General features: G+C 46.5%; 27 protein-coding genes. 18 read left to right on the top strand and 9 right to left on the bottom strand.

The genetic code is table 11. The features are described from left to right. Positions 1-330: 330 nt before the first annotated feature. Positions 331-2424: a ShlB/FhaC/HecB family hemolysin secretion/activation protein gene (locus K4039_RS04595; RefSeq protein ID WP_265233957.1), complete on the bottom strand. Its 2094-nt coding sequence runs from the start codon at positions 2422-2424 to the stop codon at positions 331-333. Between the two features lie 203 nt (positions 2425-2627). Further along, positions 2628-3500: a DUF928 domain-containing protein gene (locus K4039_RS04590; protein ID WP_265233956.1), complete on the bottom strand. Its 873-nt coding sequence runs from the start codon at positions 3498-3500 to the stop codon at positions 2628-2630. A 424-nt stretch (positions 3501-3924) separates the two neighbouring features. Between K4039_RS04590 and K4039_RS04585 the strand changes: the two genes are divergently transcribed. The 4 genes from K4039_RS04585 to K4039_RS04570 all read left to right on the top strand — a co-directional run bounded on the left by K4039_RS04585 (position 3925) and on the right by K4039_RS04570 (position 7422). Then, on the top strand, positions 3925-5610 hold the full coding sequence (locus K4039_RS04585; RefSeq protein WP_265233955.1) for a transglutaminase domain-containing protein: 1686 nt from the start codon (positions 3925-3927) through the stop codon (positions 5608-5610). Continuing rightward, positions 5576-5785, top strand: coding sequence for a hypothetical protein (locus K4039_RS04580; RefSeq protein ID WP_265233954.1), 210 nt, complete (start codon positions 5576-5578; stop codon positions 5783-5785). The genes K4039_RS04585 and K4039_RS04580 overlap by 35 nt, the downstream gene beginning before the upstream one ends. A gap of 170 nt (positions 5786-5955) precedes the next feature. After that, entirely contained in the window at positions 5956-7197 is a 1242-nt protein-coding gene (locus K4039_RS04575) for a transposase (RefSeq protein WP_265233953.1), read from the top strand. A gap of 87 nt (positions 7198-7284) precedes the next feature. After that, positions 7285-7422 carry a hypothetical protein gene (locus K4039_RS04570; protein WP_265233952.1) on the top strand — a complete coding sequence of 46 codons (138 nt, stop codon included), beginning with the start codon at positions 7285-7287 and terminating at the stop codon, positions 7420-7422. A gap of 130 nt (positions 7423-7552) precedes the next feature. Here K4039_RS04570 and K4039_RS04565 read toward each other — a convergent pair whose 3' ends face one another. Further along, the gene (locus tag K4039_RS04565) at positions 7553-8446 is read right to left on the bottom strand and encodes an alpha/beta fold hydrolase (RefSeq protein ID WP_265233951.1); all 894 of its coding nucleotides are present in this window, start codon (positions 8444-8446) and stop codon (positions 7553-7555) included. 171 nt (positions 8447-8617) lie between these two features. Between K4039_RS04565 and K4039_RS04560 the strand changes: the two genes are divergently transcribed. Both K4039_RS04560 and K4039_RS04555 read left to right on the top strand, forming a co-directional pair. Further along, the gene (locus K4039_RS04560) at positions 8618-8947 is read left to right on the top strand and encodes a hypothetical protein (protein ID WP_265233950.1); all 330 of its coding nucleotides are present in this window, start codon (positions 8618-8620) and stop codon (positions 8945-8947) included. Positions 8948-9142: 195 nt separating this feature from the next. Then, positions 9143-9622, top strand: coding sequence for an anti-sigma regulatory factor (locus K4039_RS04555; protein WP_265233949.1), 480 nt, complete (start codon positions 9143-9145; stop codon positions 9620-9622). 240 nt (positions 9623-9862) lie between these two features. On the opposite strand, the gene K4039_RS04550 is transcribed toward K4039_RS04555, so the two are convergent. Next, on the bottom strand, positions 9863-10138 hold the full coding sequence (locus tag K4039_RS04550) for a DUF6439 family protein (protein WP_265233948.1): 276 nt from the start codon (positions 10136-10138) through the stop codon (positions 9863-9865). Positions 10139-10253: 115 nt separating this feature from the next. On the opposite strand from K4039_RS04550, the gene K4039_RS04545 reads away from it, so the two are divergent. Then, a complete protein-coding gene (locus K4039_RS04545; RefSeq protein WP_265233947.1) occupies positions 10254-10619 on the top strand; it encodes a DUF2203 domain-containing protein in 366 nt (121 codons plus the stop codon). 94 nt (positions 10620-10713) lie between these two features. Further along, positions 10714-12105 carry an asparagine--tRNA ligase gene (gene asnS, locus K4039_RS04540; protein ID WP_265233946.1) on the top strand — a complete coding sequence of 464 codons (1392 nt, stop codon included), beginning with the start codon at positions 10714-10716 and terminating at the stop codon, positions 12103-12105. A gap of 162 nt (positions 12106-12267) precedes the next feature. Here asnS and K4039_RS04535 read toward each other — a convergent pair whose 3' ends face one another. Both K4039_RS04535 and rpaB read right to left on the bottom strand, forming a co-directional pair. After that, on the bottom strand, positions 12268-12909 hold the full coding sequence (locus K4039_RS04535) for a cofactor assembly of complex C subunit B (protein WP_265233945.1): 642 nt from the start codon (positions 12907-12909) through the stop codon (positions 12268-12270). Positions 12910-13221: 312 nt separating this feature from the next. Further along, complete coding sequence (rpaB, locus tag K4039_RS04530) at positions 13222-13953, bottom strand: response regulator transcription factor RpaB (RefSeq protein WP_265233944.1); 732 nt, start codon at positions 13951-13953, stop codon at positions 13222-13224. A gap of 168 nt (positions 13954-14121) precedes the next feature. Between rpaB and radA the strand changes: the two genes are divergently transcribed. The 10 genes from radA to K4039_RS04485 all read left to right on the top strand — a co-directional run bounded on the left by radA (position 14122) and on the right by K4039_RS04485 (position 19781). After that, entirely contained in the window at positions 14122-15687 is a 1566-nt protein-coding gene (gene radA, locus K4039_RS04525; protein WP_265233943.1) for a DNA repair protein RadA, read from the top strand. Positions 15688-15699: 12 nt separating this feature from the next. Then, the gene (locus tag K4039_RS04520) at positions 15700-15963 is read left to right on the top strand and encodes a type II toxin-antitoxin system Phd/YefM family antitoxin (protein WP_265233942.1); all 264 of its coding nucleotides are present in this window, start codon (positions 15700-15702) and stop codon (positions 15961-15963) included. Further along, complete coding sequence (locus K4039_RS04515; protein WP_265233941.1) at positions 15960-16346, top strand: type II toxin-antitoxin system VapC family toxin; 387 nt, start codon at positions 15960-15962, stop codon at positions 16344-16346. The genes K4039_RS04520 and K4039_RS04515 overlap by 4 nt, the downstream gene beginning before the upstream one ends. A gap of 31 nt (positions 16347-16377) precedes the next feature. Then, the gene (locus K4039_RS04510; protein WP_265233940.1) at positions 16378-16602 is read left to right on the top strand and encodes a type II toxin-antitoxin system HicB family antitoxin; all 225 of its coding nucleotides are present in this window, start codon (positions 16378-16380) and stop codon (positions 16600-16602) included. Further along, positions 16602-16841, top strand: a complete 240-nt coding sequence (locus K4039_RS04505; protein WP_265233939.1) for a type II toxin-antitoxin system HicA family toxin — start codon at positions 16602-16604, stop codon at positions 16839-16841. Before K4039_RS04510 ends, K4039_RS04505 begins: the two co-directional genes overlap by 1 nt. A gap of 33 nt (positions 16842-16874) precedes the next feature. Continuing rightward, positions 16875-17831 (top strand): WD40 repeat domain-containing protein, encoded by a 957-nt coding sequence (locus K4039_RS04500; protein WP_265233938.1) that lies wholly within the window; start codon positions 16875-16877, stop codon positions 17829-17831. 83 nt (positions 17832-17914) lie between these two features. Further along, positions 17915-18136 (top strand): hypothetical protein, encoded by a 222-nt coding sequence (locus K4039_RS04495; protein ID WP_265233937.1) that lies wholly within the window; start codon positions 17915-17917, stop codon positions 18134-18136. A 207-nt stretch (positions 18137-18343) separates the two neighbouring features. Continuing rightward, positions 18344-18469, top strand: coding sequence for a hypothetical protein (locus K4039_RS29880; RefSeq protein ID WP_375339782.1), 126 nt, complete (start codon positions 18344-18346; stop codon positions 18467-18469). Positions 18470-18525: 56 nt separating this feature from the next. Then, a complete protein-coding gene (locus K4039_RS04490; RefSeq protein WP_265233936.1) occupies positions 18526-19380 on the top strand; it encodes a TIGR02587 family membrane protein in 855 nt (284 codons plus the stop codon). Further along, a complete protein-coding gene (locus tag K4039_RS04485; RefSeq protein ID WP_265233935.1) occupies positions 19377-19781 on the top strand; it encodes a TIGR02588 family protein in 405 nt (134 codons plus the stop codon). The genes K4039_RS04490 and K4039_RS04485 overlap by 4 nt, the downstream gene beginning before the upstream one ends. A 152-nt stretch (positions 19782-19933) precedes the next feature. Here the strand turns inward: K4039_RS04485 and K4039_RS04480 are convergent, their stop codons facing one another. The 3 genes from K4039_RS04480 to K4039_RS04470 are packed head-to-tail and all read right to left on the bottom strand — an operon-like array spanning position 19934 to position 21829. After that, on the bottom strand, positions 19934-20527 hold the full coding sequence (locus tag K4039_RS04480; protein WP_265233934.1) for a CPBP family intramembrane glutamic endopeptidase: 594 nt from the start codon (positions 20525-20527) through the stop codon (positions 19934-19936). Between the two features lie 31 nt (positions 20528-20558). Next, positions 20559-21641 carry a DUF3326 domain-containing protein gene (locus tag K4039_RS04475; RefSeq protein ID WP_265233933.1) on the bottom strand — a complete coding sequence of 361 codons (1083 nt, stop codon included), beginning with the start codon at positions 21639-21641 and terminating at the stop codon, positions 20559-20561. Further along, positions 21638-21829 carry a hypothetical protein gene (locus K4039_RS04470; RefSeq protein WP_265234023.1) on the bottom strand — a complete coding sequence of 64 codons (192 nt, stop codon included), beginning with the start codon at positions 21827-21829 and terminating at the stop codon, positions 21638-21640. Before K4039_RS04470 ends, K4039_RS04475 begins: the two co-directional genes overlap by 4 nt. Between the last annotated feature and the right edge of the window lie 58 nt (positions 21830-21887).

Raw genomic sequence — 21887 nt, 5'->3', positions numbered from 1 at the left:
CAAACCAGGTTTGCAGTCTTACTTTTCACCGCATCCATGAAAGGTAGAGCAGGAATTCATTTCAGCCGGTACAAATGGCGGTAAAGTGGTGAAAACACAATAAAAAAAAGTCATAAAAATGTTGAACTGGTGGGACAAGAATGGAGTCAGTATTGAATTAGGAGAGGAGAGATTCAGCAACCGAGCCTGCTCAATCGGCAAAACCCTAAGTGAGCGATAATGAGATGCTCCCACAGGGAAGAAGGAAATATTTTGTTCATCTCCCCCTCTCCCATTCTCCCCCTCTCCCATTCTCCCCCTCTCCGACTTCTCCCCCTCTCCCGCTTCTCCTCATGGTGTATAAATTAGGTTGAAGTAAATGCCGTTATCTTGCAGATTGTCGCCTTTATCGCTAATTCTCACCAAAGGAAAAGCGTAATCTACGCGCAAGTTCACCTGCCGTATCGGTGCCCAGATTACCCCCAAACCCAGACCTGCCAAGAATCTTTGATTGGTTAATTTATTGGGATTGTTGGGAGTATTCCACACCGTACCCGCATCTAAAAAGGGAGCTAATTGAAGTTTGGGATTTCCCGAAGCATCGCGCTGCAAAGTAATCCGATCCTCGATCGACACTCGGAAGCCGTTATCGCCAGAACTGACATTCTGGCGGTAGCCGCGCAAAGATTGCCCGCCCCCAATTACAAATTGCTGTGAAGGTAACAAACTATTCGCTGAAAGCTGCAAGTCTGACTGCAAAATTAATAAATGTTTGTCGTTCAATCGCTGTACTCGCTGCACTTGACCCAGCCAGCTAAAAAATTGTCCGTCAGGGACAGAACCTTCGTTTTGAGTAGCATCAAACAAGCTAGTGCCGATCGTAAATTGCGATCGCAAGGCCCAAGCACCCTGGGAGTCGCGCCGAATGTAGTCCTGTCCCAGCTTAATTGCACTGGTAGTTGTAACACCCTGGGAGTCAGGGCCGATGCCAAAAGGAAACGGTTCGCCGGCGAGAAAAGTTCTGCCTGTCTGATACGTAAAACCGGCAGATAAGGCAAATTCTTCGATCGGCGTTCTCCGCAGCGGTTGGCGGTAACTAACTTCAAATAAATGTGACTTCCCCGAAATATCAAAAGTGTCAAAAGGTGCTTGTACAATACTGTTGCGGTTCGGCGCAGCCCTCAATTGCAGCGTGCCGTTCATCGCATTTAGTGGCACGCGATAGCTGAAATCAAACACATCTGAATCGCCTAGCGATCTATAATAAGCAGCGGCAAGTTCGTCGCCATTTCCTGTTATATTGCGGTGCCGTAAACTAACACCCAATCTTTCAGAACCGACGCTGGGAGGCGAGTAATTATCAAAGCTGAAACTAGATTGAAACGGATTAGCTTCCGTGACTCGGACGATCAGAATGCTCTCTCCTTCATTATCCCCAGCCCGCAGACTGGCTTCTACATTGTCAAATAAAGGATCGACTCTCAGCAGCCGGAGTTGGTCTTCTAATGCACCTGTACTTAAAGGCATTCCGGCACCGAGTCGAATCCGGCTGCGGATGTAATTTTGGTGCAATCTTTTAGTTCCTTCTACCTCAATTTTGCCCAGCTTGCCTTCGATCACTTGAATTTGGACTACCCCTGCGGTGATAGTTTGGGGTGGCAAGACTGCTCTCGAAGTGATGTAGCCTCGATTGAGGTAAATTTCGGTAATTTTGTCGGCAATTTGTTTGAGCTGTTCTAGGGTGGCAGAACTACCCTCAAACGGCTTGATTAAGGCATTAATTTCGTTTTGGGTTAAAATTGTGCTGCCAACTACTTGAATTTTCCGCACCTGAATTACTGTATTCGGCAGTGGCAGGGGAACTGGGGACGGGCGATCCGGCGCAACTGGTTGCGGTATTTGAGGAGGTTCTGCCGAAGGCTGCGGGGCTGGTTGCAAAAATCGATCGCGATTTGGATCGGGCTGAGTCGGTGGCGGCGGCAGGTTTGGAGGGGGATTTTGTTGGTTTTGGGCTAAAACATCGCAATCTAGAGGGTTCTGACATTTGGGTTCACTGTCAACTAGATTTTTGGCTGCGGGCTGGGGGCTAACCTCACAATCCGTTTGATCAATTGTGGAGCAGCGATCGGGCTGGTTGTCAAGAGGGTTGGTTTCTGGAAAATCGGGGAGTTGATTTAAGTTGGTTGCGGTTTCATCCTGCTGGATTTCGAGTTTTTGCCATGCTAATACTCCGTTGCTTGGATCTGCTGAGTTGTGAGTGGCGGCGGGCAACTGAGAAATATCGTCTGTTTGGGATAGGGCTCGATTGGCGTCATAGCAAGCGATTGGGAGCGCCGTTAGAAGTGAAATCCCCAACCGAAATATAGCAATATTTGCAATCGGGCGCATAATTAATATTTTGTCTAAAATAAGTTTGTATGCTGCTTGACTGTGCGAGTTTATCATTTAGTGTTGGGAGCAGTTTAACAATCAAGATTTCAAGAGTCCGGCTTTCAAGAGGCAAGCGATCGTTGATGAGCGTTACCACAAAAATTTTAATTTATTGAGGACGATCGACCAAAAAACCTCCAACGCCTCATAAATCATCTGTGGCGCTGCGAAATACTGCGATCGCCACCGGGTTTTTGGTACTTGCTGCATAAGTCCAATTATTTTTTGGCAATTGGTGTTAACTCACTGGGGACTAATGGTTCTTGGGCGATTTTGCCGAGTTGGACTGAGTTCAACATTTCTGACCACTTGAGCGCTAAACTGTCATCGCTGGGAGACTCCGTGCGCAATTGAGCTAGAGTTGCCAGGTACTCGTACCAGAGACCTTGTTGGGCAAAGATGCTGAGCTTGGCGCGACTGTCGGGCGATCGATCCAACTCTGTTTTCAAGGTTGGGGCGACTGCGGTGCGGTTGATCCACCCGGAAACGAGAACATCATCTGTTGTATAGCTTTTTGGGTTGCATTTGATCGTAAAGTACCATTGATAGTTTTTGCCAACTTTCAGGGCTGGCGAGTTGCCGTCGGAGCCGAGGCTGACGCTAACGATACCAGCACGGCTAGTTACCATCCGAAAACTTTTTTTGTATACTGTTTTGTCGTTTTCGTCCGCTAACTCAAACTGAACTGTTTTGTCGAGGGCTAGCGGAACGTAGTAAAAAAATGTCGGCTTTTCTGATATGGTTTGCCCCATAGTTGATTGGGGAATCAAGGCAGTTAAGGCATTTGTAGCCGTAGGGCAGGATAAGCCGCGGGTTCCTCCGCCTTCGCGCCTTCCAGGTACTCCCTGCTCCGGCGGTTGAAAGTTATTCCACGTGACTCCCGGTTGCTGGGTGTTCGGTCTGCTTCCGGTTGGGGAGAGGGTTTGAACTGTTTGCCAGTTGAGGGGTAGCTGCGGTGGTGAGGGGGGGTGAACGCTGTTTGCGGGGCTGTTGAGAGCCTTTGCTGGTATTAAGAAACTACCAGCGGCAACTGCCTCTAAAGACAGAATTAAGGAAAGGGTACCGATGTTTAGAGCAGACTTCCAAGCCATGACGAACCTGCCTTCTGATGAACCGAGGAACTTAAACGTATGATTTTATTCTACCCAAGGTTTTGACAGATATAGTAATCTGTTGTACTTAATTTATATCTTCCAGCAGATACTATGAGTTTGGATGCTCTGACAAATATGGCATTCTGTGTCGCGTTTTTCAGTGGTAGCTTAGTAGTTATACTTAGTCGCATTCATGGCAGCAACTTGGGTTGAGCTTCTTAAACCCAATTTAGACAAAGACTAATATTCCGGGTTTTTTAGCTCTGGTAAGAGGCTACAACGAAATATATTCGTAAAAAAACCCGGTTGATGCGTCAGTCCAGGATATCAGGAACCTCAGCAATTTTGCTGCTGAACCTGACGCGATCGGCTACAAGTTACAAGATCAGGTTTTATGTACAATACCGGCAAGAAATTTAGCATGAATCTCGATTCACCTGTTCTCTCGGACAAACAAAATTCAGGGCTGCGGATGGTAAGACCGATCGGTGTATCTGCACTGCACGGCATTGCTTTTTTAGGAAATAGGTTGTTCGCGCTCGATCGCACCGAAGGGCTACTATTGGAGATCGATCGCGAAACTGACAACACTACTGTTTTGAATCCTCATCAAACGGCTAAGTTTGCGGGCGCAACCGGGCTGGCTATTTGGGAAGATACTCTCTGGTTTTCCCAGGATGAGGATATTTGTTGCTGTCCGGGGGCAATTCGGGACGGAGCAATCGCACAACTCAAACCGGAACATTTTGTTTCCCTTTCTTATCCAGTTGACGGGATTGCAGTTTGGAAGTCTACGCTGTATGTGACTTGCCAGAGATTGGGCTATATTCTGGTTTTTGATGTAAAAACTGGTCGGGAAATTACTCGGTTTTATGCTCCAGGTATTGGAGTAGAAAATATCACTGTCCGGGATGAGGAACTTTGGGTTTGCGACAAGACTGAGCAAACTGTTTATTGTTTGGAACGGGCAACTGGCGAGATTAAATTTAGCGTTTTGACTCCCTTTGAATGGCCTTCTGGTTTGGCTTTTCACAAAGATGCCCAGACGGGGGAGGAGATTCTGTATGTGGCTTATGCTGGGGATGAACTTTATATCCGGGATGACCCAAATTCGGAAGATCCTTTTCAGTTGACGAAGCGCGATCGCACTTTTGTTCACCCTTTGTCTTTTCACTATAATGAAGCCGAACGCTACGCTCTGTCAAACGGTTTTTTGATGGAAATGTCCTATGTGGAGGAATTGTCTCCTCTGGATGAGGTAGAAATCGATAATTTGGAGTGGCGGATTGCTTTACCTTCGGACACTCACCGCCAAAAAGTGAGAAAAATTACGCCGATTGGGATGCCTTTTACTGAGGAAATTCAGGAAGGGGAACGGGTGGCGGTGTTTAAGTTCGATCGCCTCCAGAAGGGGGAACGGCGAATCTTTGGCTGGAAGGCTTTGTTGGAAGTGCGATCGATTAAGTATCAGTTGTCGCCTCGGGATGTGGAAAAGATTCCGCAACTGTCGCCGGAGTTTGCAGCTAAGTATTTGGTGGACAATGATAATTTGGCGATGGATACGGAGATTGTGCGATCGGCTGCGGTGGCCTCAATTGGCACTGAAACTAATATTTTGAGGCAGTTACTGAGCATTCGCAATTTTGTTTACGACCAACTTTCTTACGGGATCAGACCTCACATTGACACTCCCGATATTGTACTGCGGCGCGGCATCGGTTCTTGCGGCGAGTACGTGGGGCTGTTGTTGGCTTTGGCAAGGTTGAATGGGATTGCTTGCCGCACAATTGGGCGCTACAAGTGTCCAGCTTTTGCTGACAGAAAAGGTGTGCCGCTGGAACCGGATTTCAATCACGTTTGGCTGGAGTTTTACATTCCCGGTTTTGGCTGGGTGCCGATGGAATCTAATCCTGACGACATTCAAGACAGAGGCCCTTATCCTTTGCGGTTTTTCATGGGTTTGGCTTGGTACCACATGGAAATTGGCAAGGGAGTTCGGTTTCAAAGTCTCACCAGCGGGGGTCTTCCTTTGAAGAAGGAGGATGTTTCTGTGGGGAGTCTGGCAATTAATCATGTCAGGTTTACAATTTTGGAAGAGTTGTTTTAAGCAAGAAGGAAGAAGGCAGAAGGAAGAAGGCAGAAGGCAGAAGGAAGAAGGCAGAAGGCAGAAGGAAGAGGGAAGAGGGAAGACGGAGGATTTTTCTGATCTCCCCCTCTCCCTCTCGCCCAATTCAGAGAAGGCAGAAGGCAGAAGGCAGAAGGCAGAGGGAGGATTTTTCTGATCTCCCCCTCTCCCTCTCGCCCAATTCAGAACACGTCCGGTAGAATAACCGTTATCACATAATTGGGTTTAAAACCCCGTCCTTCGCTCGACGGCTTTAATTGTAAACTTTAATTACACATTCACCACTCTTGTGCTGAAGGCGATAGCATAAGGATAGAGGTGAGAGCAATGCTAGTTTTTGAGTTTAAGACTTACGGAAATTCAAGTCAGTTTGATGCGGTAGGCGAAGCAATTCGGACTGCCCAGTTTGTTCGCAATAGCTGTTTACGCTACTGGATCGACAATCCGAAAAAGAACAAGTACGACTTGAATAAATACTGTGCTGTACTAGCAGCAACTTTTCCGTTCGCTGACGAACTCAATTCTCAGGCAAGACAGGCAAGTGCCGAACGCGCTTGGGCTGCTATCTCTCGGTTCTACGAAAACTGTAAGAAAAAGATTCCCGGTAAAAAAGGATATCCACAATTTCATAAAGACTGCCGTTCTGTTGAGTACAAATCGACTGGGTGGAAACTTGATCCAGACAGAAGGTCGATAACTTTCACCGATAAAAAAGGGATCGGCAAGCTGAAACTAAAAGGTACTCGCGACTTGCATTTTTACCAAATTAACCAAATTAAACGGGTTCGATTAGTAAAACGTGCTGACGGTATTTACGTTCAATTCTGTATAGATGTCAATAGAACGGAAAACACAGAGCCGACAGGTAATACTATCGGATTAGACGTTGGGCTCAAAGAATACTACACCGATTCTTATGGAGTCACGGTTGAAAACCCTAAATTCCTACGAAAAGGCGAACGTGTTTTCAAACGCAGTCAGCGTCGAGTATCGAAAAAAGTCAAAGGCTCAAAGAATAGAGGCAAAGCCAGACAGACTTTAGGTAAGCGCCATCTCAAAATAAGTAGGCAACGTAAAGACCATGCCGTGAAATTGGCAAGGTGCGTAGTTCAGTCAAACGACTTGATAGCCTACGAAGATTTGAGAATCAAGAATATGGTGCAGAATCATTGTCTGGCTAAGTCTATTAACGACGCATCTTGGTATCAGTTCCGTGTATGGCTGGAATATTTTGGAAAAGTATTCCAGCGCGTAACGGTTGCGGTAAATCCGCAATATACCAGCCAAGAATGCTCTAGCTGCGGTGAAATTGTCAAAAAAACGCTATCCACCAGAACTCACGCCTGTCAATGTGGTTGTCTGATGGATAGAGATTTCAATGCCGCTAGAAATATCCTAAGTCGGGGATTGGGTACGGTAGGGCATACCGGAACCCTTGCACTAGATGCAAATAACGCTTTGGGAGAATTGACCCCTACTTTGGTTGGAGAAATCCTGCCTCAGCAAGTCGGCTCTGTGAACAAAGAATCCCCTCGCCTTGATAGCTGGGGAGTGTCAACAGGTTTGTAGCGAGGACTTGCATTCTTCACTCCCAACTCATTTGATTGCGGTTGTGCGATCGCGCATAATATAAAGTCTAAGTTTGCAGGAGGGGTTGTGGAATTTTCTATTGCTAATTTTCTGGTTTTGGTAGCGTTTGTGCTGCTGATTACCGTGACTGGCGGCGTCGCGTATTTGACGGCGATTGAGTGGCGCGATCGCAGACGGTTAGATAACGCTAAACGGAAAAAATAGTAGCTTTTTCCTATTGACAAATTGCATTTTTCATGCAACAAACAAGGCAGCCCCAATAGGTTGCCTTGTTTTTGGATTTGAGGAGTTCGATCGGCAGATTAACGGGATTAACAGAGTTGATGCCGATCGACTATTGGTCAATTATCCATCCGCGAATCAGTTCATTGATCTGTTCTGGTACTTCGTCGTGGGGACAGTGACCGGCTTTCACAAAGTGTTCTGTCAACTGGGGATAATGTTGGCGGAATTTGGCGCTTCTGTTGGTGGAATTCATCCACGGATCGCCCTCTCCCCACAGCATTAGCAACCGGCAGTTTAATTGACTAAGCAATACATCGTTTTTTTCGCCTTGGGGTGTTCGGAATACGGAGGCGAATACTTTCGGTGCACCGGAATCGCAGGATGGTTGGTAAATTTCCTCTACTAATTGGTCTGTGACGGCACTTTGGTCGAGATAAACTTTTTGTAGGGTTTTCCGAATAGTCGATCGCTGGCGCACGTATTGGAACAGCAGAAAACTTGCCCAATCTTGCTGAAATAAGGTTTTAGCTACCGCAGATATGGCTTTTTGCAAGGGCGGGGCTTCGGGTGCGGGCTGAGTTTCGGTGAATGGGCCGGCGCTATTGATTAAGATCAGTCCGGCGGCTGATTCGGGACGCTGGGCTGCGACACACAAGGCGGCGTAGCCTCCGAGGGAGTTGCCGGCTAATACGGCGGGCCGGCCGATGATGTTGGTGATGAAGTCGTGGAGTTGGTCGCGCCAGAGCTCGCCGCTGTACTCGATTTCGGGTTTTGCCGATCGCCCAAATCCGATCAGGTCGATCGCCCACACTTCAAATTCTTTGCTCAGCCCGCTGATATTTTTGCGCCAGTGGTCTGTGGATGCTCCAAAACCGTGAATTAACAGCAGTGGAGGGCGTTCTGGATGTCGATCGCTAGATCGCACATAGTACACTGAATGGCCCCGCCATTGCCAGTATGTACCAGCGATAGGGGCTGCGGTGATGGCTGGGGTTGTTTGCATGATGTAAAGAAATAAGTATTTACTTTAACTATTGTATCGCGACGTTCAGATTTATCAAGTTTTGCCAACAGCCTGGGGTTTAGCCAGCAAGGGATACGTCAATTTTGGCGAGTTGGGCGAGTGCGATCGCCTACTCAGGCGCAATAAGTTTTGTAACGAATATTGCGTTTAATGAGAGTCGCAGTAGTAAGGAATCCGTGCCGCGATCGGCATTTAGGAAATATATCTGGTTTCGGCTGCAACATACCTAGGTATGACAATTGTGATATTTGGGGACAAGTAGAAGTTCTGGGCGATCGGGCCTCATCTGGGGTTGCGACAGCCGATACCCATTGGCAAGGAGTCAAGGGATCGACTTTTTTGGAGGGTTTTCCGATCTTTTCAAGGTGGGGATCGTTTGGTAAGATAGGTGTTGACGGCTGGGGATGCAGCGAGCACAGCTTCGCTGCCGTGGCAAAAGCCGACATCAAAAATCTGGCTGCGGGTAGAAGTTATCAGTAAAATTACTGGTGGTTCTCGGCAAAAGTTTCTGAGAATCGCAGAATATTTTGTGACGTTCTTTGCTTTGATTAACGGCTTTAATACTCTAAGATAGAAGTAGAGCTGCGCCGCTCAATTAATTAGCATTTTGAATACTAGGGAGCCAACTATGCAGGGTGTGAAGTTTATCCACCTGAAAGTTAGGGAGTTTTCTGAGTGATTGCTATTTCAGCCCGTCCGGTCGTCGGACGCAATTGGATTACGATTAGCTTCGCTTCTACCCTCTACCTTTGTCCTATTTTGGATCTGCTCCTAGCAGAGGTTCCAGCTTACTGGCAAGCGGAATTACGGTTGGGGCTTCAAGAAGCATTGGTAAATGCTGCTAAGCATGGAAATAAGTTAGACCCCAGTAAAACTGTTGGAGTCCGTTTTTCGATCGTCCAAAACGAATATTGGTGGGTGATATCGGATGAAGGTTGTGGCTTTAAGGCCCCTTGCGGTTGCGACCTTGATACCGATAATTGCGATAGTGATTTTGCAGACAACTCTGCACTCCCCCATGTTGAACAGGAATGTGGTAGGGGACTGTTTATTCTTTACCAACTATTCGATCGGGTAGACTGGAATTCTCAAGGTACAGAGTTACGGCTGTGCAAAGAGATTCCCACTCGTTACCGACTGCCTCGCTTGCGCTAGAACTGATATTTGGCATCATTTTTCAGCTCAGCTAGACCTGCAAATTTTTTCATTTCCCCGCTGAACCGGGCATGGAAAATTTTGAAAATCTGGCTATTGATAGTAGATGATAATGCAAAATGTGAGTTTTGAGTGAAAAAAGTATAAATCTTTTTTGGCTCGCAATCGCGCTGCTCGATCGAGCGGCGCGATTGTTTGAGTTTTGGGACACTAATCAAATATTTAGCTCAATACTCAAAATTATTTGCCGTGAGTGGGGCACGGAGGTGCGGAGATCGATCGATCCAGCCATCCTGCTGCTTGGTTTAAGCGCGGGAGAGCTTCTTCGGGCTGATTTTTCAGCAAAAAGACCAAAGCTGCCGCAGCTTGCTCTCCGGCCCGCGCGGAACGGTTAGCTTTGAGGCGATGCCAATCTTTTTCGGAAATGGCGAGGCGGGCTGCTAGGGCTTGAGCCAGTTCTACTGTACTGAGCTCGTTGAGGTTGACAGTTTGGGTGGTTTGTGTAGTTTCAAGCATAGGTGGAATTATAGCTATTTGGCTGCGGTTTCTCAATTGAAAAAATATACTGCATATAATAACAAGTTAATTGGGAATCTGTTTTTTTTAAGTATTGTCAGGTTTACAGATCGAAATGCCTCAACAGCCGTCAGAGTTAAATCACCAAGAGCAAGAAAACGAGTTTGTACAGGCGCTAGAAGCGGTGGAGCGATCGCTCGCGGCAGTCAAAGAGCGTTACACTCAGATTCAGTGCGATCGACAGCGCCAAGCCACACTCGGCCACCTGCGGGAAGATGTGCGCCACTCTCTGCGCCAAAATCCCCTACCGCAACTCAAGAAAGAATTGCGGGAAATTGAGCAAGAATTGGAAACGATCGAGTTAAATTTAGAAAGCAGTCTGTTTTCTTGGGCAAGCATAAAACAACCTTTTTGGCAAGCTGTTCGCTTTGGGGGACTCGGCATTTTGCTGGGTTGGATGTTGAAATCCTATGCGGGATAGTTTTTGATTTTTTTACCGCAGAGGGCGCAGAGGGCGCAGAGGAAGAGCAAACAGAGATATAGTGCAAAATAATATTAAATAAACGGGAGTGGATATGACTAATCAACGAATTGCAGCAATTTTGCGGGGCGGTGAACCCGATCAAACTGTAACAGTTCAAGGCTGGGTTCGTACTAAGCGCGAATTGAAAGAATTTGCTTTTGTCGAAGTCAACGATGGTTCGGCGATGGCTAATTTGCAAGTAGTTATCAATGCCGATTTGCCCAATTTTGAAAATATACTCAAACAACTAAATACAGGTGCATCTTTAGAAGTGTCTGGCGTGCTGGTAGCGTCACCGGCGAAGGGACAGCGAATTGAATTAAAAGCCTCACAAGTACAAGTTTACGGCGAAGCAGACCCGCAAACTTATCCGTTGCAAAAAAAGCGGCATTCCTTGGAATTTTTACGGACAATCGCCCACTTGCGGCCGCGTACAAATACCCACGGCGCTGTATTTAGAGTCCGCAATGCTTGTTCGGCGGCGGTACACCAATTTTTTCAAGAACGTGGTTTTTTGTGGGTTCACACTCCGATTCTTGCTGCTAGCGACTGTGAAGGTGCGGGGGAAATGTTCGCCGTTACCAACTTTGATTTAAAGAATGTGCCGCGCACAGATTCGCAAGAAGTTGATTATTCTAAAGACTTTTTTGGAAAGCGCGCTTATTTAACAGTTAGCGGTCAGTTGGAAGCGGAAGTTATGGCGATGGCTTTCGGCAACGTTTACACTTTTGGCCCGACTTTTCGAGCAGAAAATTCTAATACTTCGCGGCATTTGGCTGAGTTTTGGATGATTGAACCGGAGATGGCTTTCTGCGATTTGCAGGGTGATATGGATTTGGCTGAAGCTTTTTTAAAGTACATTTTTAAGTACGTTTTGGAGCATTGCCCGGAGGATATGGAGTTTTTTAACGAGCGGATTGATAAGACGGTTTTGGCGACTGCTGAAAATATTATTAACAATCAGTTTGAGCGGATTACTTACACGGAGGCGATCGCACTTTTGGAAAAAGCTGACAAAAAGTTTGACTTCCCGGTAAGCTGGGGCTTAGATTTACAGTCGGAACACGAGCGCTATTTGGCTGAGGATTTGTTTAAGAAGCCTACAATTGTTAGCGATTATCCAGTCGGGATTAAAGCATTTTATATGCGTTTAAATGAAGACGAGAAAACCGTGCGAGCAATGGATGTTTTGGCTCCGAATATTGGGGAAATTATCGGCGGTTCCCAGCGGGAAGAACGGCTAGATGTGTTGGAGCGGCGCATGGAAGCTCAAGGCATGAATAAGGAGGAGTTGTGGTGGTATTTGGATTTGCGCCGCTACGGTACTGTGCCTCATGCTGGCTTTGGTTTGGGGTTTGAACGGTTGGTGCAATTCATTACGGGAATGGGGAATATTCGCGATGTAATTCCGTTTCCGAGAGCTCCTTTAACCATTGATTTTTAGTTGATTCTGGTCTGGTTCGTAAGCTGTTCTGCTTTTAAATTGTGTGTCAAGAAATAATCAAAGTCTTGTGGGGTGGGCAGGAGAGCCCGCCCCGAATATCCAATTTAAATGCCTCTAGCCGAAGGTGCGTCTAGCAGTACGCTAGGATCTAAAATCTAAAATCTAAAATTGACTGATGGTGTTTTCTAGTTTTTCCGCAATGCCTTCAACCCAATTTTCATCTTGTTTTGTGTAGCTGCGGGGCGCGTTAGCACCTAAGATTAACACGCCTTGAGTGCCAATCGGCTGACAGATCACTCCTTGGGTATTTTCTGGCAAATAGTCGAATTCGATTCGCCCTGGATAAATATCGAGCTTTACTAAATAAACTGGTTTGTTTTTGTCGAGCACTCGCTGCAATATTGGCCCTGGATTGACTTCGGGATTGATGCCTAAGATGCCGCGCCTCAAGAGGACTTTTCCTTGATATACAATGACGATCGCCCTTGTGGCGGTATTTGTCAAGAGCAAACGTGATGCCCAGGCTAATTCTAGCTTGACGGCATCGGGCAAATCTGGCGCAAACTCGAAGCCTTCAGAGCCGATAAGCTGTACCGAATCGGGCGATCGCGCTTGCACCTGTTGCCACAACAAACCTGTTAAAATCAGCAGGGCGCTGATAATTACTCCCAAAACGTCCGATCGAGCTTGAGAGTCTGTAACTTGCTCTGTCAGTAAGCGGTTGACCATCAGCAGCGTACCTGCTAACCCTCCCGCCACTAAGGGCAATTTCCGCAAAACTTTATTGGGGTCAGATTTTGTCATTGGTCAGTTGATAGTTGACAGTTGACAGTTGTCAGTTGACAGTTGTCAGTTGTCAGTTGTCCGTTGTCCGTTGTCATTTAGGCTTTGACGCACTCCCTGACCAAGAAACCAGGTTTTTTATCGAGATTGAGGGTTTTAACCAAATATTTTGGTTGAAAAACCCGGTTTCTGGACACCCGTGCTTAAGTTCTATAAATTAGTAGTTGGTAATTTAACAACTGTCAACTGCCAACTGTCAACTGCCAACTGTCAACTGTCAACTGTCAACTGTCAACTGCCAACTGCCAACTGTCAACTGTCAATTGTCAACTGTCAACCGACTTCCCCAATTTCGACAATTCGCTGGAATAGATAGCCGGTGCCGCGGGCGGTGAGAATTAATTCAGGATTGCTGGGGTCGTCTTCCAACTTTGCCCTCAGCCGGGAGATGTGAACGTCCACAACGCGGGTGTCTACGTGGCGTTCGGGCGTGTATCCCCAGACTTCCTGCAAAATTTCTGATCGCGAAAAAGGCTCTCCAGAACGGCTGACAAGCAGTTCTAACAAGCTGAATTCCATGCCCGTGAGCCGAATTCGTTCGTCGCCTTTGTAAACTTGGCGCTTGTTGGTGTCAATCCTAATATTGGTGACGTGGATGACTCCAGAACTGGGAATCCCCGAAGAGCCGTTTTTGTCAACCCTCCGTAGTACCGAACGGATGCGGGCTTCTAGTTCTTTGGGTGAGAAAGGTTTGACGACGTAATCGTCGGCGCCCAATTCTAAACCGGTGATGCGATCGGCTACGTCTCCCAAAGCGGTTAGCATGATGATGGGCACGTCTGATTCTTTGCGCAACTCCTGACAAACACCGTAACCGTCGAGCTTTGGCATCATCACGTCCAAAACTACTAAGTCGGGTTCGGTGTTGCGAAATGTTTCGAGAGCTTCTTCGCCGTCAGCAGCGGTGACGACATCGTAGCCAATCATGGAAAGGCGAGTCTCCAGAATGCGCCGGATACTGGCTTCGTCATCGACTACCAGAATTTTTTCTTTATGGTTTTCCAATTTACCGAGCACTCCTTAAGTTACATTTCAGATAATGTTATTTTTTTTTACCCTATCATAGAAGACACAAACTCATTGGTCTGTGGCGATCGGTCTGAAAGCTTGATAATTGCTTTAACTCCGACTTTTTAAAATGTTAAGGTTGACTATTTATCATATCTGTAAACAATGCCTAAACCTCGAATACAATATATTTGCCGGGAATGCGGGTATGATTCACCACAATATTTTGGCAGATGCCCTAGCTGTCATAAGTGGGATTGTTTTGACGAGCAGTTAGAACCACATAGTTCGGGTGGGTCGCGGGCTGGTTTGACTGGGGTGACAACTAAGGGACTGCACGGTTCGCCTCCTGATAAGTCGAAGGGTCAGCCGAAAGTATCTTTTAGATTATCGCAGATTTCCGACCAAACTCAGTCTCGCTGGCCTTCTGGTTACGGGGAACTCGATCGAGTTTTGGGAGGTGGGATTGTTCCGGGCTCGCTGGTGTTGATTGGTGGGGAACCGGGAATCGGGAAATCGACGCTGCTATTGCAGATGGCGAATATGTTGGCTCGCAAGGATAGAATACTCTATGTTAGTGCGGAGGAGTCTGGCCAGCAAGTGAAATTGCGATCGCAACGTTTGGGCGTGGCTAATCCGGTTAATTTGTCAAGCAACGATGGACAGAAATCTGATAGTAATGGGGAAGCTAAAACCGATTGTGAGGACAATTCAGCGGAGAATTTCTATTTGCTTCCAGAGACGGATTTAGACGTTGTTTTGCGGGAGTTGGAAGCGCTGAAACCGAATGTGGCAGTGATTGATAGCATTCAAACTATTTATTTTGCTAAATTAACATCGGCTCCTGGTTCTGTGGCTCAGGTGCGGGAATGTACGTCTGCTTTGATGCAGGTTGCGAAAAGGGAAAATATTACTTTATTTCTGGTTGGTCATGTTACTAAGGATGGATCTTTGGCGGGCCCACGGGTTTTAGAACATTTAGTAGATACTGTACTTTATTTTGAGGGCGATCGCTTTGCTTCTCATCGGCTTTTGCGATCGATGAAAAACCGTTTTGGCGCTACTCATGAAATCGGTGTTTTTGAAATGGTAGCAAACGGTTTGCGAGAAGTAGATAATCCGTCGGAGTTGTTTTTGGGCAATAAAGATGAATTTTCGCCTGGTACTTCGACAACGGTTGCTTGTGAGGGAACTAGACCAATTTTAGTGGAGATTCAGGCGTTAGTCAGCCCTGCGAGTTTTGGTGCGCCGCGTCGCACTACTACGGGTGTGGATAATGGTAGATTGCAGCAAATTTTAGCTGTTTTGGAGAAAAGGGTGGGCATTCCTTTATCTAAGTTAGATGTGATTTTGGCGTCGGTGGGCGGGCTGAAGGTGGAGGAACCGGCGTCGGATTTGGCAGTTGCGATCGCAATTGTGGCCAGTTTTCGCGATCGGGTAATTGATGCGCGCACAGTTTTGCTCGGAGAAGTTGGTTTGGGAGGACAGGTGCGGCCAGTCTCCCAATTAGAGTTACGACTGAGGGAGGCGGCGAAATTGGGTTTCAAAAGGGCGATTATTCCTAAGAATCAATCCGTACCAGAATTAGGGATAGAAATTATTCCAGTGGGGAAGGTAATTGATGCAATAATTGCAGCGATTCCGGCTACACCGACTCAGTTGGAGTCTGATGATTCTGATGATCTGGAAGTGCAGGCTGTTGATTTGGAGGAAGAGGATTTATCGTATTGAGTTAGAATAGTGATGTTGGAAATTGATAGTAATGAGGCACGAGTTATGTATCAAGTAGATGTTGTTGAGGCAAAAGAAAAGCTTCTGGAATTAATCGAAGCGGCGATGAGAGGCGAAGAAGTTGAGATTACTCAAGATAACCAGCCTGTTGTAAAATTGGTAGGGATACCCAAACAAGCTAAACCCGATCGACAACCAGGAAGTGCTAAAGGAATGGTTTGGATGTCCGATGATTTTGATGAACCGCTAGAAGAGTTTAAGGAGTACATGGAATGAGGCTGTTGTTGGACACTCATGCCTTTATTTGGTACAGGACAAACAGTTCAAGGCTGAGTATAACAGGGCGATCGCTAATTAACAAAGGAGATAACAATATTCTCCTCAGTACAGCTAGCGTCTGGGAAATGGCGATTAAGCACAGCATAGGCAGGCTAAATTTTAGTATGCCTTTTATGGAGTTTGTCAAGCAGCAGATCGCAGTTAATAGAATTGAGATACTGGAAATAAGTTTCGATCACATTGAGGTTATGGCTTCACGGCCTTTGCATCACCGCGATCCATTTGACAGGCTGATAATTGCCCAATCTATGGCGGAACAGATACCCGTTTTGAGCGTTGATGTTATTTTTGATGCTTATGCGATCGCGCGGCTGTGGTGAATTAAGCTAGTATAAAAATAAAGAGGCGAAGATGAAACAATTTAGAATAATCATTGAAAAACATCCCGACGGTTATGTAGCCTATCCCCTTGGCATCAAAGGTGCCGTAGTTGGTGAAGGTGACACCTATGAGGAAGCCTTAGCTGATGTCAAGTCAGCTATTCGCTGCTACATCGAGATATTCGGCAAAGAAATGATGGAAGACGAATCATTGGCTGTCGAGACTTTTTTAGTAAAGGCAGAGGTGGCTATTTAATGTCGAAGTTTCCTGTCGATGCTCCTAAAAGACGAGTCATCAGAACATTTCAGTCTTTGGGTTTTAGAATTATTAGAGAACGCGAACATATTGTCATGGTGCGAGAAAATCAGGATGGTACGGAAACTCCGCTGGTAATGCCTAACCACGATCAAATAAAATCAGGGACACTGAGAGCAATTTGTACTCAGGCGGGAATTTCTAGAGAGGAATTTTTAATAGCTTATGCACAAAGTTGAGTGAAACTGAATGAATCTGAGGAGTAATATCAAATGTTTCAAACTCCGAACTGGCAATGCGTACACACTATTCACGGGCATTCAAGCTCGGTAACTTCTGTTGCCATCACCCCAGACGGACAGACTGTAGTTAGCGGAAGTGCTGACAGCACAATTAAGCTGTGGAACCTCAACACAGGGCAAGAACTTCACACTTTATCAGGACATTCACAAGGGGTTAGATCCATTGCCCTCGCCCCTGATGGACAAACTCTTGCTAGCGGCAGTAAGGACAAAACTATCAAGCTTTGGAATCTCAGCACTAAAGAGGAAATTTACACCATCACCGGACATTCAGACATAATTACTTCTGTAGTTATCAGCCCGGACGGGAAGACTCTGGCAAGTGCCAGTGAAGACACAAATATCAAACTTTGGAACCTTAGAAATGGAGAAGAAATTCGGACTTTAAAGTGGCCAGTAGAAGTATTTTATAGTTTAGATATCTTATTCAGCCATGACGGAAATATTTTACTCAGTAGCAGTGGAGATGATTGTGTTTCTCTAAGTGCAGTAGCTTTTAATTTAATCACAGGAGATGAAATCTGGACAAAGAATTGGCAGGAGGGTATGGACTCTGTTTGTGCCCTGGCTGTCCGCCCTGATGGAGCAACTTTTGCTACCTTAGACTGTGCCGGAACTATCAAGTTGTGGAATCTTGATACAGGAACAGAAATTTATACTCTTGCGGAAAATTCAATGGGAAGCTTCTGCTTAGCTGTTAGCCGTGATGGTAAAATTATCGCAACTGGTGGAAGTGATTGTGAGAACGCAGATTATGATAGCGAACCCGGAATGCTCGAACTTTGGAATCTAGAGGCTAGAGAGAAGATTTGCACTCTTTTAGGACACACATGGGGAGTTTACTCTGTGGCTTTTAGCCCGGATGGGCAGACTCTGATTAGTGGGAGTGATGACAAAACTATCAAGATTTGGCAAAGAGATTTATAATCGTGGGAGTTTTTTTATAACTCAAGGAATTAGAAAGTAAATCACAAACTGAATAATGTTGTAAAAAAATCTACCTAAAAATTATGAAACCTTACGAGTTTCCCGCAAAAGTCACAGATGAAGGGAAAATCGAATTTCCCGATACTCTCTTAAAATACTTCGCAGCTAACCAAGAAGTCAGAGTTATTGTTCTAGTGAAAGAACCAACTGATACAGCAGAGGAAAACGCTGCTTGGCATCGTCTTGCTGCTGAGCAATTATTGGCGGGCTACAGCGAGGAAGATGCTATCTATGACAATATTTGAAATATGCCAAATTATCAATCAGGAGAAGTTCTCTTACTGGCACTACCTTTTGCTGATGTAACAACATCCAAACTCCGTCCAGTGCTGGTACTTTTGGATACAGGAGATGAAGATATTGTTGTTGCACGAGTGACAAGTCAAATAAGTAGGACTGTTTGTGATGTTGAGATTGTAGAATACTAACAGGCAGGTTTGCTGCGGTTGTCAGTGGTTCGGCTGCATAAGGTGAACACAATAGAAAAGCGTTTGGTCAATCGTCGATTGGGAATTTTAACCGCTAGCGACTGGACGCAAATTAGAGAAAAAATACAACAAATCTGGTATTCTATTTGATAATGTTTTAAAAATAGTTGATTTTCCAATTTTTTGAGGCGCGTTTTCACTAAAACATGAACAAGTCAAAAAGACGCAAAAATCAGTGGTCAAATGAACTACACGACATCATTCGAGGTGCATCGGGCGGATTTTTGTTCGGGATTCCGCTGCTTTATACGATGGAGGTTTGGTGGATCGGTTCCTCTACTAAACCAGCGCAAATGTCGATCGCCATTGTAACTACTTTTCTCGTCGTTTTATTGCTGACTCGCACCGAAGGTTTTCGCAAAACTAAGAACATCCGCTGGCCAGACGCTGCAATCGATACCGTAGAAGCGATCGCGATTGGCATTGTCTGCGCGGCTTTTATCCTGTTTTTGCTCAGGGAAATTACGCTGGAGACTCCGCTGCAAGAAACTTTGGGTAAAATCGTCTTTGAAGGTTTGCCGTTTTCCTTGGGAGTGGCCCTGGCAAGCGGTTTCTTGAGCGGCGATCGCTATGAAAGCTCAGACAGCGACAGCGAACCGATGATTAATCCCACTTTAGCAGATATCGGCGCTACTTTAATCGGCGCGATGATCATTGCTTTCAACATCGCCCCAACTGACGAAATTCCCATGCTAGCCGCCGCTATTTCGCCGCCTTGGCAATTAGCAATTATCGCCGTTTCGCTGCTAATTTCCTACGGTATTGTATTTGCAGCCGACTTTACTTATCAAGCAAAACGCCAGCAGCAGCAAGGAATTTTTCAGAGTCCCCTCAGCGAGACTGTGATGGCGTATTTAGTATCGCTGGCTGCTTCTGCATTTATGCTATTTTTCTTCCACAAACTCAGTTTTGACGATCCGTGGTCGGTTTGGTTGGGCTATACGTTAGTATTGGGATTGCCGGCGACAATTGGTGGCGCGGCGGGTAGGTTAGCAGTATGAGTGAAAGTAAGAAGGAACAGCCACAAAAAAGAACTCTTGCTGAATGGGTGACATTTGCGATCGCCTGTTCGATCCTGTCTTCCCTCACCGGACTCGTACTCTATAACTGGGCGACTAAAAAACAGGAACCTCCAGTAATTTCTGTGACTCGCAACGCGCCAATTCGCGAAACCCAAGGGCAATTTTACGTGCCGTTTACGGTTACTAACACGGGCGGCGAAACGGTCGAATCAGTGCAAGTTATAGCTGAACTGCGCGTCAACGGCGAAGTCTTAGAATCGGGAGACCAGCAAGTTAATTTTTTGTCAAGTGGCGAAACTCAAGAAGGAGCTTTTATTTTCAGCCGCAACCCCAGCCAAGGTGAATTGATTGTGCGATCGAGCAGTTATCAACTGCCTTAACAAAGATCGGATTCGGCGGTTTGAGCAGCTCAAAAGTCAATTGATGTCATGTCCCATAAATTACCCGCAATAAAAAAGGTTCGATCGTTCGGACTTTAGTCCTCTAATTATAAGGACTAAAGTCCGAACGATCAAACCAATCGCCACTTGATCTACCGCTTCACCATACTGTGTTCCCACTTCCAAACACAGCTAGAAATCAAATTCGTGCAGATATGAGCCGTAATTGGCACCAACAAATTCCCCGTAGCTAAAACACTGTAACCCAACAGCAATCCGACAGCCGTTGCCCAAACAGCATAAGGCCACTGATCCATTCCTCCCAAGTGCAGAATGCCGAAGGAAAAACTCGATAAAACTAAACCAGTAAGATTCAATCCCAAAGCAGACAGCATTACACCTCGAAATAGCAATTCTTCGCTAAGTCCCGGCAGCAATCCCAGCCAAATTAAATCGGGCCAAAATAGGGGTTTGAGGACTACTTCTAAGTAAATGTCAGCACTCCGGCGATAACCTGGCCAAAGGCGATAAACGATCGCACTACCGCCTGTAATCGCCAGTCCGATCGCACATCCTGTGAGCAAATCCATTACGATCAATTTGACGGGCAAAAGCGATACCGATCCAAATATCAACCACAATTTAGCTACCGCCAGCAACATAATTGCTGTCACGCCCATTGCTACTAAAACTTGAGTGCGCGTCAACGGTTCAATTTCGGGATTTTCGGGAATTTTTTCTGACACTTAATCTATTTTATATTTTAGGTTTTAGGTTTTAGATTTGTTTAGTAGAGTCAGACAAACACCGCAGGGAGGAGATGTCTGCACCCAAGGAAGCTGGACTGATGCCGGCTCGTAAAGCGACCAATACGCCGATCGCCTCTAAATATGAGTTTACCTGCAAAGCTTTGATTCCGAGTTTTTCTGGAGTAGCCCGCATCTGGGTTTTGTTGTCACCCACAGCGATGATTTGTACTGTCGATCGCCCGCTTAAACTCAGAATAGCACTGCCACCGCACGCTGTGGCGGGTATCACCACCGCATCGACTCGATCGGCAGTAATTGATAATTGGCTGTCTTCCTGGGCTTTCTGCGTTGTAAACTGGGGAGCTTTGCTGAGGCCCGCGAGCACGCAAGGTAAGAAAGTATAACCGATTTCCTCGGCAGCCGATCGCGGGGACAGGTGCGGATCGAGGGGTAGTGGCAACAAAGCCGGAGCGTGAGCACAGGGGATTTTAAATGTTCTAACAATCAGGTGACTGATCACAGCTTCCGCGCCGGCGAGGGGGTCAACTCCTTTGCCGTGGCGGTAGTTTTCGAGGGCGAGGCTGCCTTCATCTTCGGGAAATCTGGCTACAACTGCGATCGCCTGGACTTTTGCTTGTCGGATCAATTTTTCGGCGGCGCGTAGTAAACTGTCGGGATTGCCGATCGTCCCCCAGGATGCCCCTGATTCTGAAGTACGTAATTCTACTTGCAAAGGGCGATCGGTCAAAATACAATCAGTTATGTTCAAACCTAATGTGGCTCTAGCAGCATCAACGGCTTGCAAGTGGCGCAATTGTAACTCCGGTTCGATCGCACAATCCATGATTAAGCCAATGCGATTTTGATGTACCGGTTGCAGGCCCCAGCATCCGGCTGCAAATTTGTCAAGGGCGTAACCTTCGACGTAGAGGGCGTTAGGTATTGGCCAATAAAGTTGAGCACCGTTGAGGACGTTGGGGTGAGTAATCAGCGTATCGGAAATTTGGGCGATCGCCCTAGCAACGGGCAGCGCATCGCCTGCAAAGCCCCCAATCGAGGCTCCAACGCCTGTGGGGACTATCAAAACCACTGTTAAAGGGCGGGGCTTCACGCTGTTGCGGGGGATGCTTCCACGAGCACGTAACCTTCTACCACAGCCTTTTGCCGATCGATATCCACGTCTGTGACTGCCCAGCGCAGGGGTTCGCCGTGCTTTTGCAGTTCAGTTTCAATGGCTGAGTGCAATTCTTCGGCGGTGTCGCGGAGGTCAACTTCTGCGGAAATGAAATGGGTGGTCATCTTGTGATCCATAGTGGTTTTACCGCGATCGGTACTTCGGTACTTAAGTAAATTTTAG

It is taken from the genome of Lyngbya sp. CCAP 1446/10, assembly GCF_026130175.1.
Lineage (GTDB): Bacteria > Cyanobacteriota > Cyanobacteriia > Cyanobacteriales > Microcoleaceae > Microcoleus.
The sequence above is the reverse complement of the archived record's forward strand: the minus strand, read 5'-3'. Positions and strand labels throughout refer to the sequence as shown.

Coding starts and splice junctions, on each gene's coding strand:
- K4039_RS04595 (WP_265233957.1), bottom strand. CDS start 2,424: ATGATAAACTCGCACAGTCAAGCAGCATACAAACTTATTTTAGACAAA.
- K4039_RS04590 (WP_265233956.1), bottom strand. CDS start 3,500: ATGGCTTGGAAGTCTGCTCTAAACATCGGTACCCTTTCCTTAATTCTG.
- K4039_RS04585 (WP_265233955.1), top strand. CDS start 3,925: ATGAATCTCGATTCACCTGTTCTCTCGGACAAACAAAATTCAGGGCTG.
- K4039_RS04580 (WP_265233954.1), top strand. CDS start 5,576: ATGTCAGGTTTACAATTTTGGAAGAGTTGTTTTAAGCAAGAAGGAAGA.
- K4039_RS04575 (WP_265233953.1), top strand. CDS start 5,956: ATGCTAGTTTTTGAGTTTAAGACTTACGGAAATTCAAGTCAGTTTGAT.
- K4039_RS04565 (WP_265233951.1), bottom strand. CDS start 8,446: ATGCAAACAACCCCAGCCATCACCGCAGCCCCTATCGCTGGTACATAC.
- K4039_RS04560 (WP_265233950.1), top strand. CDS start 8,618: ATGAGAGTCGCAGTAGTAAGGAATCCGTGCCGCGATCGGCATTTAGGA.
- K4039_RS04550 (WP_265233948.1), bottom strand. CDS start 10,138: ATGCTTGAAACTACACAAACCACCCAAACTGTCAACCTCAACGAGCTC.
- K4039_RS04545 (WP_265233947.1), top strand. CDS start 10,254: ATGCCTCAACAGCCGTCAGAGTTAAATCACCAAGAGCAAGAAAACGAG.
- asnS (WP_265233946.1), top strand. CDS start 10,714: ATGACTAATCAACGAATTGCAGCAATTTTGCGGGGCGGTGAACCCGAT.
- K4039_RS04535 (WP_265233945.1), bottom strand. CDS start 12,909: ATGACAAAATCTGACCCCAATAAAGTTTTGCGGAAATTGCCCTTAGTG.
- radA (WP_265233943.1), top strand. CDS start 14,122: ATGCCTAAACCTCGAATACAATATATTTGCCGGGAATGCGGGTATGAT.
- K4039_RS04520 (WP_265233942.1), top strand. CDS start 15,700: ATGTTGGAAATTGATAGTAATGAGGCACGAGTTATGTATCAAGTAGAT.
- K4039_RS04515 (WP_265233941.1), top strand. CDS start 15,960: ATGAGGCTGTTGTTGGACACTCATGCCTTTATTTGGTACAGGACAAAC.
- K4039_RS04510 (WP_265233940.1), top strand. CDS start 16,378: ATGAAACAATTTAGAATAATCATTGAAAAACATCCCGACGGTTATGTA.
- K4039_RS04505 (WP_265233939.1), top strand. CDS start 16,602: ATGTCGAAGTTTCCTGTCGATGCTCCTAAAAGACGAGTCATCAGAACA.
- K4039_RS04500 (WP_265233938.1), top strand. CDS start 16,875: ATGTTTCAAACTCCGAACTGGCAATGCGTACACACTATTCACGGGCAT.
- K4039_RS04495 (WP_265233937.1), top strand. CDS start 17,915: ATGAAACCTTACGAGTTTCCCGCAAAAGTCACAGATGAAGGGAAAATC.
- K4039_RS04490 (WP_265233936.1), top strand. CDS start 18,526: ATGAACAAGTCAAAAAGACGCAAAAATCAGTGGTCAAATGAACTACAC.
- K4039_RS04485 (WP_265233935.1), top strand. CDS start 19,377: ATGAGTGAAAGTAAGAAGGAACAGCCACAAAAAAGAACTCTTGCTGAA.
- K4039_RS04470 (WP_265234023.1), bottom strand. CDS start 21,829: ATGACCACCCATTTCATTTCCGCAGAAGTTGACCTCCGCGACACCGCC.